Genomic DNA, 15569 nt, shown 5'->3' on the forward strand with positions numbered 1-15569 from the left:
GGAGCTCATACGGAAAACTAACCTATGTTGCCTATAGAATACACTCAAAAAAACTCCGTTCAGCTGTAGGCTAATGGTATCAAAGCTTTAACTCACTGAAATAGTCACAGTGTACTTCATGGTGTACCTACCATACATATTCTATTCGTGATCGGTGCGCTATACAGGCATCGAACAGTAGGTTTCAGATATAATCTTAATACCTATGAGGTCATTGATTGAAAACTATTAAGTTAGCTTTTGCAATCTCTCCATCGTAGCTTATGTTGAGGGTGCTTTAAGCTATATTCTAGATATGTTTGGATATTTATTTTCTGGAACTTAAGTAGAGGTATAAGTGAATATCTGTAGCATTAGTACTCAAATTAGGAAAATGTCTGAAGCAAAAGTAGATGCAGATATGGGGGCATGGAGAGATGTTTTCAGTAAATTTGATAAAGCAGTAGAAGAATGCTTCGATGTTGATATGTTAGTTAATTGCTTATTAGAAGATGACTCATGGTATATACCTTTTGATTCTAGAATGAAGCTTATGGAAAAAGCAAAATCTTTAGGCGGATGCTCATTGGAGTTTTTGGCAGATTACTATTCATTTAAAACAGCATTTCTAGATCCAGGCAAAGAATATGATGATGCTGTCGCAAAACTAGATGAGCTATTTCAATAGGTTTGGTTAGACTATGCCCCAGCGGAACCAACTAAAAAGCGCCAAAACTCTATTAACAGACCACTTAAAACAGACTGCTATAATGGAACCATATATAACAGGCCTTTGAATTAAGGTACTCGCTACTGTGCTTTCCTAATAACATTAGCCTATTCTTAGTAATAAATAAGCCACCCATAAGAAGGTGGCTTATTAGCGCTTGAATCACTTGAATTTATTATTACACATTAAAGCCTATGTGCTTCCCTGTTGGAAGCTCAACGTCGATACGAAGCTTACCACCCATGGCCTCAACATATTTTTTCATGGTCGATATTTTAAGATCATTGCCACGATTTTCTATAGCAGACAATGAAGGCTGTTTAATACCCATGGTTTGAGCCAGCTCTTTTTGAGAGATCTCTAACTCTTCACGGATACGAGACAGCTGGTTTTCTAAAAGCAACTGCTCTGCCAGTTGTTTAATACGCGCTCGGCTATCTAAAGAGCGCTCAGCTAACATCTCTTGTAGTGTCTTAGTCATGTTATGGATCTCCTAAGGTTCTGAGGTGACACTCATACTGCTGGTCTGCAGTGGCTAGCATTTCTTTATAAAAACGCTTTTTATTACCTTTATCACCGATACAAAGCACAATCGCTTGCCGCTTTGGATCAAAGGCAAAAAAGGCTCTGAGTGGCTTGCCTCTGTGCTGAACACGCAACTCTTTCATATTGGTAAATTTTGAATCATACACCGTATCTACTAAAGGGCGACCTAAGCTTGGACCTTGCTGTTCTAAAACCATCAAAGCTGCCAGCACTTTTTCTTGCGTTGAATCGTCTTGCTGATCAAACCATTGGTTGAACAGCTCTGTTGTGATGACAGTCCACATATAAAAACCAATATATAGATTACAGTCTATATGATACAGCTAATCGAGACAGTCTGCAATTAGAATGAGCAGCTCTTAACAGCCTATGCTTAGTAGCGACCATATTTTCTATCGTTAACCTATACCCAAAACATAAAACCTCTAAACGACAACCTATCTATCATTAGACTTGTTTCTGTTATTAAACGATAGGGTGGTGTTCTAATCAGCATACTTTTTGATACACCATCAACTATATTTACGATGGACAATTTTGAGGTGAGAATATGAATGAACTTATAAAAGCTGAGTTGTTGGACTTGAGAAGACATATATTGACCGACTACCAACCTACTAAGGTATCAATACAAGCTATGAAATTTTTGCTTGATTATTCTAACGAGATACCTTATGAACTTCAGAGTAATCTGCACAGCTTGATAGCAATGGATATGGATGAATTCATATTACCTCAAGAGGAATGTATTGAAATTATTGATAGACTAATCGCTTGGCGTTCATGATAAAAAGGCTCATTAATCCATTAATAGACTACTCATAGTAGACCGCTGTAGTGGAACCACTTAATGATCAGTGATCGGTTTAGGTCTTTCCTTGGCTACATCAGCGATCAGATGCCGTGAGCACTTAGTCATACCTTGTATCTCAGAATAGCTACGGCCTGATTTGAGTAGACTAGCAATGATCTTGCGCTTTTCGGTATCTTTTCTACGTCCTGAATACTTACCTTCTGCCTTAGCTCGAGCAATACCTTGCATTTGACGGTTACGGCGATCCTCATAATCTTTTCGAGCAATGGCTGCAAGCATATCCAGCATCATCGAGTTAATGGCCTGCAATACACTGCTCATAAATTCAGTGCTGCTTTCAGGTTGAAGTGCCATATATGAGGTCGGCAGCTCTTTTGATACGATAGATAGCTTTTTCTCTGATAGCATTCTTTTGAGCGTATCCCAATCAGCTTGGTTCAAACGCGCCAAGCGATCAATCTGCTCAACTAAGATAACATCACCCTTATGAGCATCTTCAATCAGCTGCATAAGCTTGGGTCGCACCAAGATAGCTCCTGATTCGTTTTCGACGTAGAAGGCGGCAATCTTGTGGCCATGATCGTTGGCAAATGCTATGAGCTCGCTTTTGGCACGTTTAGCATCTTGTTCTTTGGTTGACGCTCGTAGATACGCTCTGATAAACATAAACACCTAAAGTAGTCTGTTATAAGTGGTTCCATTATACCAGTCTGTTTTAAGTGGTCTGTTAATAGGTTTGAAGGGTGAAATAGCTGGTTCCGTTGGGGTATACCCAATCGAACCATTTGACTATGTTGATTAATCGTTAGGCTTGAGCCTAAACAGTCGCTAATGATTTCGGTGTATTTATAAATATACTGTGATTGCTGTAACAATATGATCTGGATATTCAGCAGAATAAGGTAATAGATAATTTGTAGTAATATACACTCCTTCTAGTATATCTTCTGATTCCAACGGATTTGGCTTTAGGTAATGAGTATCTCCATGGCCATAGTAAAAATCAAATCCAAGTTCGTATTTCAGTAGATCAAGCCTATCCCCTATTTTTAATTTTTTTAACAAATACCCTGAATATTTGCTCATTACATGTATGCCAGTTAATATGGACTCATCTCCACTGAACTCTAAAACTGAGCTATGCTGAAGAAACCGTATAACTAAACTTGGTAAACTAAGCATATTAATCGGAGTTTACCATGACCAAAAAAATCAGAACTTATAGCACAGAATTTAAAGCTGAAGCCGTTAAGAAGATAGCAGACAATAACGGCAACATCTCATCGACCGCAAAGCAGCTTGGCATCGCCATGCAAACCTTATCTAATTGGCATAACAAAGCCAATCAAGGCAAGCTTGTCGGCACAGAGCAATATGATCCTGATCTTATGAGTGCTCTTCAAGAAATAAAGCAGCTCAAGCGGCAGATCAAAGTTGCCGAAGAGGAACGAGAGATACTAAAAAAGGCGACGGCGTACTTCGCGAAAAACAGCCCGTAAAGTACGCCTTTATCAAAGACAATCAGCAGATATTTAGCATCACTACTATGTGCCGTGTATTAAAGATTAAGCCATCGAGCTACTATGACTGGATTAGTCGTGACATCAGTGATCAGCAGATACATCGCAACCAGTCTGAATTACTGGTTAAAGCGGCTCACAGTGAAACGAAAGAACGTTATGGCGTAGATCGACTGCATGCTCATCTAAGCGAGCAAGGCCACAACATTAGCCTGTATATGGTCAGAAGCATTAAAGAAGAACATGGCATTAAATGCCGTCGCCACAAGCGCTTTAAAGTGACCACCGACTCTAATCACAACAAGCTGGTTTATCCAAACGTGCTGGATCAGAAGTTTGATGCCAATCGTCCTAATGAGTCTTGGGTCAGTGACATTACGTATATCTGGACCAATGAGGGCTGGTTGTATTTAGCTGGAGTCAAAGATTTGTACACCAAAGAGCTGGTCGGGTATGCGATCAATAAGCGAATGACAGCAGATCTAGTATGCCGTGCACTCAATATGGCAATCAAGAACAAACGACCTAGCAAAGGGCTAATAGTTCACTCTGACAGAGGCAGCCAATATTGCAGTCATGCCTACCACAAGATCATCAAGCGACATCAGTTTGCAGGCTCAATGAGCGCTAAAGGTAACTGCTTTGATAACGCACCTATAGAGAGTTTCTGGGGCGTATTAAAGAATGAATTAGTATATCACCAAGACTATAAAACAAGATTTGCAGCTATCAGCGATATCATTGGATATATTGAGTTGTACTACAACCAAACTAGGATTCAAAAGAGCTTGGGCCATAAATCGCCAAGACAGGTGTGGTTTGATTATTATCGTCAAGCTGCGTAATTAAATTTCCCAAGTTTAATTGTACGGATTTGACGGCAGGGGTCAAACTATATTATTATCCCAGTAGCAATAAATCTCATTTATATGTATACCACCTATAGTCATCTCATCTCTATGGAAAAAAAACCATAAATTATGAGTTGATAGCACATCACATTCTTCCTTAGTAGGTTTATAAATATGTTCTGTGCTTTTTTTAAAGTAGTCAAAACTTATCCCTAACTTTATACCAGCAGCCTGAATACCTGGAACAATATCTGCGTCCATTACTGGTTCTATCTTTATCATTGAATTGCCCATTAACTGTTTTGATCTCTGCTAACGATTTCGTAGTTATTAATATACATACAATACTAGCAGTTTGACCCCTGCCGTCAAATCCGTACAATTAAACTTGGGAAATTTAATTACGCAGCTTGACGATAATAATCAAACCACACCTGTCTTGGCGATTTATGGCCCAAGCTCTTTTGAATCCTAGTTTGGTTGTAGTACAACTCAATATATCCAATGATATCGCTGATAGCTGCAAATCTTGTTTTATAGTCTTGGTGATATACTAATTCATTCTTTAATACGCCCCAGAAACTCTCTATAGGTGCGTTATCAAAGCAGTTACCTTTAGCGCTCATTGAGCCTGCAAACTGATGTCGCTTGATGATCTTGTGGTAGGCATGACTGCAATATTGGCTGCCTCTGTCAGAGTGAACTATTAGCCCTTTGCTAGGTCGTTTGTTCTTGATTGCCATATTGAGTGCACGGCATACTAGATCTGCTGTCATTCGCTTATTGATCGCATACCCGACCAGCTCTTTGGTGTACAAATCTTTGACTCCAGCTAAATACAACCAGCCCTCATTGGTCCAGATATACGTAATGTCACTGACCCAAGACTCATTAGGACGATTGGCATCAAACTTCTGATCCAGCACGTTTGGATAAACCAGCTTGTTGTGATTAGAGTCGGTGGTCACTTTAAAGCGCTTGTGGCGACGGCATTTAATGCCATGTTCTTCTTTAATGCTTCTGACCATATACAGGCTAATGTTGTGGCCTTGCTCGCTTAGATGAGCATGCAGTCGATCTACGCCATAACGTTCTTTCGTTTCACTGTGAGCCGCTTTAACCAGTAATTCAGACTGGTTGCGATGTATCTGCTGATCACTGATGTCACGACTAATCCAGTCATAGTAGCTCGATGGCTTAATCTTTAATACACGGCACATAGTAGTGATGCTAAATATCTGCTGATTGTCTTTGATAAAGGCGTACTTTACGGGCTGTTTTTCGCGAAGTACGCCGTCGCCTTTTTTAGTATCTCTCGTTCCTCTTCGGCAACTTTGATCTGCCGCTTGAGCTGCTTTATTTCTTGAAGAGCACTCATAAGATCAGGATCATATTGCTCTGTGCCGACAAGCTTGCCTTGATTGGCTTTGTTATGCCAATTAGATAAGGTTTGCATGGCGATGCCAAGCTGCTTTGCGGTCGATGAGATGTTGCCGTTATTGTCTGCTATCTTCTTAACGGCTTCAGCTTTAAATTCTGTGCTATAAGTTCTGATTTTTTTGGTCATGGTAAACTCCGATTAATATGCTTAGTTTACCAAGTTTAGTTATACGGTTTCTTCAGCATAGCTCATAATAAGGAGTGTGTTCATTGTTGGACTGATAAGATGGTTTTTGTTCGGCTAAGTTAATAGGCTCAACTTTGGTATTATCTGTCTGAGCTTTGCACGGTTTTTTAGATTTCCTAATTTTTAAGTAGTGTGCGTCTTGATAAGCGTTCACAATTTTCTCTATTTGACCAAGCTTAGCGATTGCTATAGACATATCTTCTTTTAGTTTTATTTGAGTAATAAAGTTTTTACTGTCTAGCTCCGTAGTACTCTCTTGATTTTTCTCTAATATATTTGTCAATATTGATAATATATTATCGTGACTCATAGTTGGCATATCAGGTAATTCAGACCAGATCCATGTTCGTCTAGATGAGCCTGAAAATTGAGCCAATTTAAACTGCATCATTATATTATTAGCGTAAGTCTTTTTCTGGTAATGCGTTAGCACGACAGCAGTATGCATTGCTATAGAAAGCCAAATTAGCTTTTCTTGTGAGCGACTCTGCTGCCCTCTATTGACGATATCTTGCATGAGAATCAATAATTGCATCACGAGCGGCTTTTTTGCTAACGCAGATTTATTGATTTGCATATGGCGGTAGGAGATGGGATCTGTTTGCAGTGTATGTACGATACTTTCAATCAACTTCTGAATAGGGTTATCAGAGGATATATGGCTTTCATTTACAGCCGTAACGATTGCCGAGATGGCGGACAGAACAGCTTCTTGGTAGATAAAGTCTTTATCTTCATTAAATGTGTTAATGATATTTTTTAATATTTCAGAGCTAAGCTGCTTTTTCTGACGATAAACGCCTTGATTGTTTTTTGTCATGATATGCTCGTAGAACGAATTTTATGATAGGTTGGCTCGGTTATATTTATAAGCTGACAGAAATTAGGAATAGTAAAAATATTTTTATTAAAAAACAGCTTGTTCATTTCTTTTGTTAGGATTTTTATGAGGTGTTTATGAATTATCTTGACGTTTAAATTATTTTTGTGTTGAGCTATGATTTCAATCAGTTCATCAAACATCATCTTAAAATCAAATTGATCTTCAGTTATATTTATAATTTCTACCTGTTTTTTTGGAGTTTTTTGATTAGTATCTGGATCTTTTATAATGTGATAAAGCTCAAAATTATTTACTAAAAATAGCTTTTTTTCATTTTTAACAAATAGTGTGTGTTTAGATTTCTTAGAATTTTGTTCGATAGTCAAGGTGTGAGTATCAATAAATGGTCGAATATGGTGGCTGTAGATAAGAAAAAGATCCACAGTACTTGGAAATATGAGAATAGTGTCTTTTTTAAGTTTAGCTATTGTGGTTGTTTTCACTTATGATTCACTCAGTTGGTATCTATAAAATATAAGGAATTAATCATATGATTTATAACCTTGGTATTTTTATATAAAATATGAAGCTAGCTCATAAAAAATATTATAGTAAATTTTTTATGAGTACAAGCCTTCGCTGGAGTGAGAAATAAAAGATTAGATGGAAAGTATCTTCATTAATATTAAAAATAATAGTCAATAATGATTAATTATATTTAGAGAATATGATGGGGTGTATTCGATATGGATATTGGTTTTTTTGATAAAGATATTGTATGTATTGCAGACAGTCGTATTGACTTAATTCTAAGGTAGACATAAAACTTAATCTTTATTCATTTTAAATATTATATGTATACTCATTTGATTTAGATTCTAATGATTTTTTATTGTATCTATTTGTAACTTATAGTGATTTGAGAACAAGTTGGCTAGAAGCTAAGAGGTAATTAGGTGGACGTGCTATCACATATAGTGAGTTCAGTATTAAAGCGATACAGTAGGACTGGGATGAATTTTACGCAGCCTCTGTCAGCGTAGTCACAGCACGCCAGAAAAATTTATACCAGTACTGCGTTGGAACATAACGTATCTGTTTTATTTGGAATTGACTATAGCCATCGTTACTAGATATTACAACTACAGGTTTTTCCTTTAGATCGGAACAAAAGACTTCTCACAGCTGGCATCAAAACTGTTGCAGTCAATATGCGAATACATGGTAGATTTGGGATATTGTTGGCATAAAAGAAAAGGTGAATCTAAATACGAGTATATAGTTGCTTAGATGATATGACTTTGATTATATGAATAAGAGATTGGAAACTTCAAGGGCAGGTTGATTAAGACGACAACGGTTGTCGTTATATTCTGATAGATGGAGTTTTAATGGTCAAAGTGCTAGTAAAAATCGCAACCTTTCTTTAGTTTTTATAAAACTACTTAACTTTAGAGTCGTTTATGATTTCCGTTGTCGATAAAGCAACTCTTTATCACGATGCTTTTTGTCATGGTAGCTATTTTGCTTGATACTAAATAAGGCACTTTCAATCACTATTCATAACCGATGTGAATTTAATCAAGTAATTATAATGAAAAAGATAATTATAATCTTATTTTAGCTGCCACGGCTTGTTTGACAATGGTTCGCCAAGCAAACGCTGCACCAAAATTTTCTAAGAATTATGCCGCTCAAGTAAATCACCATAAAGTAAGTAGGAAATTTGATAATAAACATACAAAAATTAAGAAAAAATCGATATCGTTACAGCAAAAATTAAAAACAATAGCGGCTGCAAAAAGAGCAAAGTATAAGTACTAAGGCAAGAATACTCATGGATACTGTATTTAACTGCTAAGTTTACTTGTATAAAAAACAGCGCCCACATTAGGCGCTGTTTTCCATTCTCATGAAAAGGATAATAAATACTGACTAATAAAAGCTACCAAACATCAAAGTTAGATCTTAGCTGTATTGGTTAATTTTGATAAGTAGCTTTAATTTGCGTTTCTAAAAAATTGGTGGCAACGTTATTGTATTGGTTACAGTAGACCTCTGCGATATTAGGGTTAGTATCTTCTTTCTCTTGAACGCCTTTTTGGTAGTAATAAGCGTCATAAATTAAGCCTTTGTATATCACAGCTGCATTAATATCGCCATCTCCATCGGTATATCTTACCGCTTGCAATTCATTTTTGCTTCCGACATTTTCTTTGACCACATTGTTGACAGTATTACGTTTTTTCTCATTAGCAAGCCACTGATCTATCGACATACTGCCTTCGTCTTCACCGTCGGAAAAAGTATAGTAGTCTTGATCAGGGGTTTCTAAAAATATGTAACACTGAGAGCCACTAGGATAAGTAGCGTTAAAGCCGTCGGGGAAATACTCCAAATCTGTATCTATCCCCGTCTGAGCATTTTTTGGTTGCTTGCCTACGCCAGTGAGGTCGAGAGTAATAATGTCATAAGTCGAATTGACGGTACCGCTGCCTGACTGAATGTTTAGCTTGAACGTATCGCTATCTACGAAGCTGATTTTATAGAACTTACTATCGAACTCTTCAGTAACAGCGGCAAATAAATTGTTACCAACATAATATTCTAATCTATCACCGCTTCTGCTGTCTTGATAGGCAGTAGGTGAGCTGCCCACGACGGTAGAAATACTACGAATCAAGCCATTATTATTGAGCTTGAAAGCAAGCTTGCCCCATCCCGTTTTGTATTGTCCATTGATCACGTCGCTGAAAGGATCGAATGCAGTGTAGTTCAGCTCATTCTTAACAATAGGGCCACCATTGTTATCGCCGCCTGATACATATTCACCATCATCATCGCCGCCACACCCTGTAAGCGCCAAAGCACTCGTCAATGCAATACTTGCATATAGCTTATTGATTTTCATGTTGTTACCTATCGTTAGTATCCTATAAGAAGCTCAATAGTAGTCAAAGCTATTTTTAATTGCAAAACAAAGTTTTAGTTTTAACATTGTTGCTACAGTATTACTCTATTTCTACTAGTAGCGGTCGAATACAAATTGATAAAAAAGGCGCACATGCTAACCGCAGATAGTTTTTTTGGATTGGAGAGGCTGTAGCGATTTGGTTGCCCATATAGTTGGCATCTATTCAATACCTCATAAGTGTGACTAGGCTTAATTAAGTGACTTATAACTACATACTGTTAAAAAAAACCGTCTTAGTGTTATTAATAGTCACATTGTTATATAAGACATCACCCTGGGTATTTATCTTGTAGCGTTCTGTCGAAGTGCCGTCAGGGTCGTAGCTGAGTAATAAGTTTTCTGAGCTTTCTATATACAGCCATGCGGTATTATTACTCTCTCGTTTGAATAACCATATCTGCCTATAGGTTTTTATCTTGTTACGTTTACTGCTATCGCTATAAACCTCTTCAGTCAGATACATACTTGAATCATGTATGTTGGCTATTTTCGGTATAGGTTTGGGTTGCAATTGAATACTCACCTACGTCGATGGTAAAGCTATGAAACACCAGTGGCTCCAAAGTGAAATAGTTGATACCTACTGATTTATCCACCACTTGATCACTATACGCTCGAGTATAGACATTGAGCATGGCAGTCTCAACGGGGTAGTAGGTGACGATTTTATTAGGCGTATTCATTACTACGCTATTATTCACGCCCGTTGTACAAGCATTTAAGCTGAGTGTGCCTAAGATACACAATTCTAGTATTTTCATCGCTTAATCCCTTAGTTTATTTAATCTGCTTATACCTTTGTTTACTATAATCGAATTTTTAAGCAATGATATCTGCCAAGTATTTTAGAGCCTGCTATCATTAGCTCACTTCTGTGATGAGCAATCACTAATAAAATGATTAACGACTTTACAAAGTGTTTAGGAACCATAAATGCCAACCAGCATTGCTAATAAAATGACCAATAAGATTAATCAAGACGATATTAATAAAGCCGTATGGAATGGCTGTGATGACTTTCTAAGTCACCTGAGCGGTGATGAAGGAGATAGCAATCGGTGTCGGTGACTTAGATGATTTCTAAGTCACCTGAGCGGTGATGAAGTCGCACGATTGCCAAGCGGTGAGATATCAAGCTTTCTAAGTCACCTGAGCGGTGATGAAGCGTATGGGTTAGGCGCTTGCTGATTGTTTGACTTTCTAAGTCACCTGAGCGGTGATGAAGGACATGAGCCACCAAAGGAAATATCGGTATCATTTCTAAGTCACCTGAGCGGTGATGAAGTAATAAGTATGAAGATACTGATATGAATAGATTTTCTAAGTCACCTGAGCGGTGATGAAGTGCTTGTCGGTGTTCTTGGTTTTATTATTTCTTTTCTAAGTCACCTGAGCGGTGATGAAGCGTCGCTATCACTATTCGCTGCTTGCGTCTGTTTTCTAAGTCACCTGAGCGGTGATGAAGTGGGCTGACTACTTGGACGAACTCAAATTTTATTTCTAAGTCACCTGAGCGGTGATGAAGTTCAGGTTTTAACACATGCCACTGCTGGATTTTTTCTAAGTCACCTGAGCGGTGATGAAGCAAACAGTTGGTAGTGTCGAAACGTGGCTAACTTTCTAAGTCACCTGAGCGGTGATGAAGCGTATCAATAATGATGCAATATTTTATATAAATTTCTAAGTCACCTGAGCGGTGATGAAGTCTCACTTTCAATCTCAACTTCTAAGCCTATTTTTCTAAGTCACCTGAGCGGTGATGAAGCTAGTAACAATTAATGTTATATTTATCATCATTTTCTAAGTCACCTGAGCGGTGATGAAGTGGCTAGTAGAAGTTTAAATTTAGTTTTAATATTTCTAAGTCACCTGAGCGGTGATGAAGTTGCGGAAACAATACGTTTTGGCGTGGTCATATTTCTAAGTCACCTGAGCGGTGATGAAGAGAAATGGCAACGAATGGGTAGATGGTACAAATTTCTAAGTCACCTGAGCGGTGATGAAGAGTATCGGAAAAATCCACTTACTTACTTAAACTTTCTAAGTCACCTGAGCGGTGATGAAGCTCTGCGCTAATAGCTGAGCTACTAGCGTCTATTTCTAAGTCACCTGAGCGGTGATGAAGAAGGCGTTCATTTATTTAGAAGAGATACAACATTTCTAAGTCACCTGAGCGGTGATGAAGAGTACGGGATTCACCATTCACAGACAGTGAACTTTCTAAGTCACCTGAGCGGTGATGAAGATGTAGCTACAGCCATGCGCTCAGTCACCCGTTTTCTAAGTCACCTGAGCGGTGATGAAGGGCAATAGCACGCTGTGACGGTATCCACGGTTTTTCTAAGTCACCTGAGCGGTGATGAAGATATCAATGGCGGTGTCAGAGTTAGCGCAAGATTTCTAAGTCACCTGAGCGGTGATGAAGGATAGACACAGGGGTGAGCACTGGTTTTGCGTTTTCTAAGTCACTTTTTGCATTACCCTACAATGAGAAAGGTAGTAGATATTGGCACGTTTAGAATGCAAAATAGTCTTTAGATCAGAGGACGCGAAACTATTGTCAGTATAGGCGTTGCTAGGTTTTGCCATAGTAGTTCCGTCCATTGGAATTATTGTAGAGTTTAATACAAATTTACTTTAACGGAACTATGTCGGTAAAACAACGTATAAAGAAGCCTTTACGACAACAGATGTCGTCAGTTAATTAGAGACAATAAAAAGCCAAACAACCTACGTTGTTTGGCTTTAAATATTTAAAAAAATTTATCGGTTGTTATGCTCACGCCACACAGCATGCTCGCATACTTCACAACACCAACTCTGTTTTGCACGCATATAAGGAATGTCTGCTGGTATCTCTAAAGGACAAATATAGCCACAGTATTCGCATAGCACATCATCTAAATAAGCAAAACATTGACCTATTGTTTCAAACAAAACGTGTAAGCTGATCTCATATTGGCAACAAAGCGCATTTACATGTTTAATATAGCCATCATATCCGTCATTGTTTGAATATGCCCAATAATCTGCACAAACTCTTAGATCTCGAGCATTTTGAGTCATACTTGGCTGAAGCTTAACACTCATAGCATTCTCCTCAGTAACCATAGCCAGTTTGTGGCAGTAATCTATAAAGCTCGCCCTCCAGTTGATGGCACATCTCATCAACAAGATAGCCACTATTGGCATCTAAGCGCTTCTGAACCCATACACGCATTGCCATATGATTATCGAAGCAACTATCAACATTTAAGAACCTAGCTAAACCATTACCTGCTTGGATAGGAAACTCACAAATTAAACTATTGGCAATGACATTGGCATCTTTACTAACGTAACCACTAGGTTTGAACGCCGCATGCAGTTTATCGTAATCAATGATTTTCATTGTGATACCTCCTTGCTAGTAGAGGCTGGTGCAGTCTGACTGCGAATAACCAAAGCCTCAAAAGCGCTGCCATCTTGACGGGTCATATTCGGCACATAGCGACTGTAGGTATTAAACAGCATCTTAGTGGTAGAGTGTCCCATTTGACTGGCTATCCATTCAGGACTCTCACCTGCTGCTAACCATAGCGTCGCTGCCGTATGCCTTGTCTGATAAGCGTTGCGTGTCTTGAGTCCTAAAAGCCTAAGCGTGGGATGCCATACTTGTTTATTGATATTGTTATAATCAAGCGGCGAACCAGTATGGGCACAAAACACATACTCTGAGCGCTTATAAGTGATGGCTTGCTGATCTTTTAAAGCATCAAAAACCCAAGGTGATATTTGAATCGCACGATAAGACTCTTGCGTCTTAGGGGGAACCATTTTGCCTTTAACCAGCGCCTGCTTGATCACTATTTCGCGACGATTAAAGTCAATATTCTCCCATGTTAATCCATCAATCTCACTCGTACGCATACCAGTAAAGAAGCGCACCAAGTAATAATTACGATAGTCTTCCCTAACGCCATTGATGAATTTCCAGACTTCCTCCAGTGTAAATGGCTGAATATCAGTTTTAGGCTCTTTGAGCGACTTAATGTCATCATAAGGGTTATCAAACTTGTAGCGTTTAGCGGCTTCTTTTAGTATCATACCTAAAGGTACCATTATCGAATTGATGCGTGCTGCTGACAGATGTTTGTTAGATTTTCCGTACGTTACTTTGGCGAGCGATGAACGGAAGGCTAATACATCTGTCTTTTTTATGAGATGAATGGGTCTAGTCCCAAACTCAGGCAATAAATACATATCAATAATCTCCTGTATTTTACGTTTGTAGGTATCGCGCCACTCAATTTCTTTTTCAGAAAACCAGAGTGTGGCAAACTGCTCAAAAGAAGGAACGTTAGTATTAATACATTCCTTACGATCGTTTAATGCAACCATCTCTGCTGCTTTATCACTTTTAGGAAAGTACTCAGCATAATTAAAAATACCCAATCTGATTTTTGCTTCCATATTCAAAATAATATCTTCGAGCTTCTTACGATTTGCTGGGGTATCTATCAGGTTTGTCGTCTCCCGACAGCGTTTTCCCATGTAGTAAAAATCGACTACAAGTCTGCCATATCTAGTTCTAATGCTAGCCATCATACTTCTCCTTATTGTAGTGCCATGGCGTTGATGCTACCGGCAATGCCAGTGCGCATATCTTTTTCAATTTCTTCCCAGATGTATAAAATCTTACGCCCTCCAAAAGGACGTATATAATGAATCCCTTCAATCAGGACGCTATCCTTAAGCTCGTTACGGATAGTACGAGGATTGTATTTGATAAGCTCAGAAAGCTCTTGGGTAGTCAGGTAGGTATGTGACATAATATGTTCCTTATATAAAGTTTAATCATAATGGTACTTTTAGATACCATAGTTGTAATTTACCATGTATTTATAACTATGCAAGTACTTTTTATAACTATAATTGGAGTTTGCAAGATGATAGTTAATCACCTTCCTACTTTGTTAGCTGAAAGAAGGCTAAAAGTAGCGGATGCCGTACGAGCGACAGGAGTGAGTAAAACGACATTACATAAGATTTATAATGACCAATCGTCAAGAATTGATTTCGATACTATAGACAAGCTTTGCGAGTATTTAGAAGTAGGAGTAGGAGATCTTTTTGAATATGTAACAGAGGTTGAGCCAGAGGATATAAAAAAATAGACGTTAATCTAAAATTCAGAGTAGAGGTCAAAAAGAGGGTTTTTGGTTTAGATATTTTTGAAGGCTGGTCACGTTTTGGTCACCATTTGGTCACCGTCGCTTTTTTGAGCAATTTTATAGAGCTTAAATACTTGTGATTATAGAGCGATACCAATAAGGATTTTCCCCTACAGCCCATATTTTATAGGCCAAAAAAAGCCCCAGTCGTTAGACCGGGGCTTTCTAAATATTTGGTAGGCATAAGCAGACTCGAACTGCTGACCTCTACCATGTCAAGGTAGCGCTCTAACCAACTGAGCTATACGCCTATTTAGGTTGAGTATTCTATCAAGTTCCCACTATTTTGCAAGCCTTTTTTCTAATAAAACTGCCTTATTATTGTGATCTTGTGATTTAGCTTTGTATCGACAGTCAAATAAGGATTTTTATGTAGTTTTAATTGCTATAATAGAATTATAATTTAGTTTTTATTGTTAATAGCGATGAGTCGCTTGGTACTGGGTAATCTAGTAACACTATTGCAGATAATAGAAAACAACGCTGATGATA

At 38.2% G+C, this 15569-nt stretch carries 17 protein-coding genes, 1 tRNA gene, 1 pseudogene and 1 CRISPR repeat array; of the genes and pseudogenes, 4 read left to right on the plus strand and 15 right to left on the minus strand.

Annotation, left to right across the window (positions count from 1 at the left end; genetic code table 11):
- The first annotated feature begins 373 nt into the window (after window positions 1-373).
- Window positions 374-667 carry a hypothetical protein gene (locus tag OEG80_RS03910; RefSeq protein WP_020443287.1) on the plus strand — a complete coding sequence of 98 codons (294 nt, stop codon included), beginning with the start codon at window positions 374-376 and terminating at the stop codon, window positions 665-667.
- A gap of 220 nt (window positions 668-887) precedes the next feature.
- Here OEG80_RS03910 and OEG80_RS03915 read toward each other — a convergent pair whose 3' ends face one another.
- Both OEG80_RS03915 and OEG80_RS03920 read right to left on the minus strand, forming a co-directional pair.
- Complete coding sequence (locus OEG80_RS03915; RefSeq protein ID WP_068408813.1) at window positions 888-1190, minus strand: helix-turn-helix domain-containing protein; 303 nt, start codon at window positions 1188-1190, stop codon at window positions 888-890.
- A gap of 1 nt (window position 1191) precedes the next feature.
- Window positions 1192-1539 (minus strand): type II toxin-antitoxin system RelE/ParE family toxin, encoded by a 348-nt coding sequence (locus OEG80_RS03920; protein WP_263241852.1) that lies wholly within the window; start codon window positions 1537-1539, stop codon window positions 1192-1194.
- Between the two features lie 266 nt (window positions 1540-1805).
- On the opposite strand from OEG80_RS03920, the gene OEG80_RS03925 reads away from it, so the two are divergent.
- Complete coding sequence (locus OEG80_RS03925) at window positions 1806-2042, plus strand: hypothetical protein (protein ID WP_263241854.1); 237 nt, start codon at window positions 1806-1808, stop codon at window positions 2040-2042.
- A 60-nt stretch (window positions 2043-2102) separates the two neighbouring features.
- On the opposite strand, the gene OEG80_RS03930 is transcribed toward OEG80_RS03925, so the two are convergent.
- Window positions 2103-2735 (minus strand): recombinase family protein, encoded by a 633-nt coding sequence (locus OEG80_RS03930; RefSeq protein WP_263241855.1) that lies wholly within the window; start codon window positions 2733-2735, stop codon window positions 2103-2105.
- A gap of 533 nt (window positions 2736-3268) precedes the next feature.
- On the opposite strand from OEG80_RS03930, the gene OEG80_RS03935 reads away from it, so the two are divergent.
- A protein-coding gene (locus OEG80_RS03935) for an IS3 family transposase (protein ID WP_263241287.1) occupies window positions 3269-4434 on the plus strand; the annotation gives its coding sequence in 2 pieces (ribosomal slippage) (window positions 3269-3527 and window positions 3527-4434; 1167 coding nt in all).
- A gap of 42 nt (window positions 4435-4476) precedes the next feature.
- Here OEG80_RS03935 and OEG80_RS03940 read toward each other — a convergent pair.
- From OEG80_RS03940 to OEG80_RS03985, 11 genes and pseudogenes are all read right to left on the minus strand, one after another.
- Window positions 4477-4701 (minus strand): hypothetical protein, encoded by a 225-nt coding sequence (locus tag OEG80_RS03940; RefSeq protein ID WP_263241857.1) that lies wholly within the window; start codon window positions 4699-4701, stop codon window positions 4477-4479.
- Window positions 4702-4841: 140 nt separating this feature from the next.
- A protein-coding gene (locus tag OEG80_RS03945; protein ID WP_263241287.1) for an IS3 family transposase occupies window positions 4842-6007 on the minus strand; the annotation gives its coding sequence in 2 pieces (ribosomal slippage) (window positions 4842-5749 and window positions 5749-6007; 1167 coding nt in all).
- A gap of 52 nt (window positions 6008-6059) precedes the next feature.
- Complete coding sequence (locus OEG80_RS03950) at window positions 6060-6887, minus strand: hypothetical protein (RefSeq protein ID WP_263241858.1); 828 nt, start codon at window positions 6885-6887, stop codon at window positions 6060-6062.
- Entirely contained in the window at window positions 6884-7393 is a 510-nt protein-coding gene (locus OEG80_RS03955) for a hypothetical protein (protein WP_263241859.1), read from the minus strand. Before OEG80_RS03955 ends, OEG80_RS03950 begins: the two co-directional genes overlap by 4 nt.
- 1478 nt (window positions 7394-8871) lie before the next feature.
- On the minus strand, window positions 8872-9801 hold the full coding sequence (locus OEG80_RS03960; RefSeq protein WP_263241861.1) for a hypothetical protein: 930 nt from the start codon (window positions 9799-9801) through the stop codon (window positions 8872-8874).
- A gap of 533 nt (window positions 9802-10334) precedes the next feature.
- A complete protein-coding gene (locus OEG80_RS03965; protein WP_263241862.1) occupies window positions 10335-10625 on the minus strand; it encodes an HpaA family protein in 291 nt (96 codons plus the stop codon).
- A 256-nt stretch (window positions 10626-10881) separates the two neighbouring features.
- Window positions 10882-12289: a CRISPR direct-repeat array (repeat unit 28 nt; unit sequence TTTCTAAGTCACCTGAGCGGTGATGAAG).
- Window positions 12290-12333: 44 nt separating this feature from the next.
- Window positions 12334-12453, minus strand: a pseudogene (locus OEG80_RS12970) (type I-F CRISPR-associated endonuclease Cas1f); the annotation flags it as partial.
- Between the two features lie 174 nt (window positions 12454-12627).
- Window positions 12628-12954 (minus strand): hypothetical protein, encoded by a 327-nt coding sequence (locus OEG80_RS03970; RefSeq protein WP_263241864.1) that lies wholly within the window; start codon window positions 12952-12954, stop codon window positions 12628-12630.
- A 10-nt stretch (window positions 12955-12964) separates the two neighbouring features.
- The gene (locus tag OEG80_RS03975) at window positions 12965-13255 is read right to left on the minus strand and encodes a hypothetical protein (RefSeq protein ID WP_263241865.1); all 291 of its coding nucleotides are present in this window, start codon (window positions 13253-13255) and stop codon (window positions 12965-12967) included.
- Window positions 13252-14448, minus strand: a complete 1197-nt coding sequence (locus OEG80_RS03980) for a site-specific integrase (RefSeq protein ID WP_263241867.1) — start codon at window positions 14446-14448, stop codon at window positions 13252-13254. Before OEG80_RS03980 ends, OEG80_RS03975 begins: the two co-directional genes overlap by 4 nt.
- Before the next feature lie 11 nt (window positions 14449-14459).
- A complete protein-coding gene (locus OEG80_RS03985; protein ID WP_045447035.1) occupies window positions 14460-14675 on the minus strand; it encodes a hypothetical protein in 216 nt (71 codons plus the stop codon).
- A 117-nt stretch (window positions 14676-14792) separates the two neighbouring features.
- Here OEG80_RS03985 and OEG80_RS03990 point away from each other — a divergent pair, with 117 nt between their 5' ends.
- Window positions 14793-15020 (plus strand): helix-turn-helix domain-containing protein, encoded by a 228-nt coding sequence (locus OEG80_RS03990; RefSeq protein ID WP_181210928.1) that lies wholly within the window; start codon window positions 14793-14795, stop codon window positions 15018-15020.
- A gap of 231 nt (window positions 15021-15251) precedes the next feature.
- On the opposite strand, the gene OEG80_RS03995 is transcribed toward OEG80_RS03990, so the two are convergent.
- A tRNA-Val gene (locus OEG80_RS03995) sits at window positions 15252-15328 on the minus strand.
- Window positions 15329-15569 lie beyond the last annotated feature (241 nt).

Source organism: Psychrobacter sp. SC65A.3 (genome assembly GCF_025642195.1).
GTDB classification, from domain to species: Bacteria; Pseudomonadota; Gammaproteobacteria; order Pseudomonadales; family Moraxellaceae; genus Psychrobacter; species Psychrobacter cryohalolentis.

Coding starts and splice junctions, on each gene's coding strand:
- OEG80_RS03910 (WP_020443287.1), top strand. CDS start 374: ATGTCTGAAGCAAAAGTAGATGCAGATATGGGGGCATGGAGAGATGTT.
- OEG80_RS03915 (WP_068408813.1), bottom strand. CDS start 1,190: ATGACTAAGACACTACAAGAGATGTTAGCTGAGCGCTCTTTAGATAGC.
- OEG80_RS03920 (WP_263241852.1), bottom strand. CDS start 1,539: ATGTGGACTGTCATCACAACAGAGCTGTTCAACCAATGGTTTGATCAG.
- OEG80_RS03925 (WP_263241854.1), top strand. CDS start 1,806: ATGAATGAACTTATAAAAGCTGAGTTGTTGGACTTGAGAAGACATATA.
- OEG80_RS03930 (WP_263241855.1), bottom strand. CDS start 2,735: ATGTTTATCAGAGCGTATCTACGAGCGTCAACCAAAGAACAAGATGCT.
- OEG80_RS03940 (WP_263241857.1), bottom strand. CDS start 4,701: ATGGACGCAGATATTGTTCCAGGTATTCAGGCTGCTGGTATAAAGTTA.
- OEG80_RS03950 (WP_263241858.1), bottom strand. CDS start 6,887: ATGACAAAAAACAATCAAGGCGTTTATCGTCAGAAAAAGCAGCTTAGC.
- OEG80_RS03960 (WP_263241861.1), bottom strand. CDS start 9,801: ATGAAAATCAATAAGCTATATGCAAGTATTGCATTGACGAGTGCTTTG.
- OEG80_RS03965 (WP_263241862.1), bottom strand. CDS start 10,625: ATGAAAATACTAGAATTGTGTATCTTAGGCACACTCAGCTTAAATGCT.
- OEG80_RS03970 (WP_263241864.1), bottom strand. CDS start 12,954: ATGAGTGTTAAGCTTCAGCCAAGTATGACTCAAAATGCTCGAGATCTA.
- OEG80_RS03975 (WP_263241865.1), bottom strand. CDS start 13,255: ATGAAAATCATTGATTACGATAAACTGCATGCGGCGTTCAAACCTAGT.
- OEG80_RS03980 (WP_263241867.1), bottom strand. CDS start 14,448: ATGGCTAGCATTAGAACTAGATATGGCAGACTTGTAGTCGATTTTTAC.
- OEG80_RS03985 (WP_045447035.1), bottom strand. CDS start 14,675: ATGTCACATACCTACCTGACTACCCAAGAGCTTTCTGAGCTTATCAAA.
- OEG80_RS03990 (WP_181210928.1), top strand. CDS start 14,793: ATGATAGTTAATCACCTTCCTACTTTGTTAGCTGAAAGAAGGCTAAAA.